The sequence below is a fragment of the Klebsiella sp. ME-303 genome (assembly GCF_007910085.1).
GTDB lineage: Bacteria > Pseudomonadota > Gammaproteobacteria > Enterobacterales > Enterobacteriaceae > Klebsiella > Klebsiella michiganensis.
This window is the reverse complement of record NZ_VOJB01000104.1, coordinates 259577-260231: the sequence shown is the minus strand read 5'-3', so window position 1 is coordinate 260231 and position 655 is coordinate 259577. Positions and strand designations below refer to the sequence as shown.

Genomic DNA, 655 nt, shown 5'->3' with positions numbered 1-655 from the left:
GCTCCCTTGGCGCGATGTCCAAAGGCTCCTCTGATCGCTATTTCCAGAGCGATAACGCCGCTGACAAACTGGTGCCGGAAGGTATCGAAGGCCGCGTGGCCTATAAAGGCCGCCTGAAAGAGATCATTCACCAGCAGATGGGCGGTCTGCGTTCCTGTATGGGTCTGACCGGCTGTGGTACCATTGACCTGCTGCGTACCAAAGCTGAATTCGTACGCATCAGCGGTGCGGGCATTCAGGAAAGCCACGTTCACGACGTGACCATCACCAAAGAGTCCCCGAACTACCGTCTGGGCTCCTGATTTCTTCGCCCGACCTTGCGTCGGGCGATTTATTTACTCTGTTTCACTTGCCTCGGAATTAGCGTCAATGACGGAAAACATTCATAAACATCGCATCCTCATCCTCGACTTCGGGTCTCAGTATACTCAGCTGGTGGCGCGTCGCGTGCGTGAGCTGGGCGTCTACTGTGAGCTGTGGGCATGGGATGTCACGGAAGCACAGATCCGCGAATTTAATCCAAGCGGCATCATTCTTTCCGGCGGCCCGGAAAGCACCACCGAAGAGAACAGCCCGCGTGCGCCGCAGTATGTGTTCGAAGCCGGCGTGCCGGTATTTGGCGTCTGCTACGGCATGCAGACCATGGCGATGCAGC

General features: G+C 56.8%; 2 protein-coding genes. Both read left to right on the top strand.

Annotated features, from left to right (window positions below; genetic code table 11):
* A partial coding sequence (locus FQK12_RS27825) for an IMP dehydrogenase (protein ID WP_261393164.1) occupies nucleotides 1-302 on the top strand: 302 nt, incomplete at its 5' end.
* 67 nt (nucleotides 303-369) lie between these two features.
* Nucleotides 370-655: glutamine amidotransferase-related protein (locus FQK12_RS27820; protein WP_409996477.1), on the top strand; the 286-nt coding region annotated here is incomplete at its 3' end.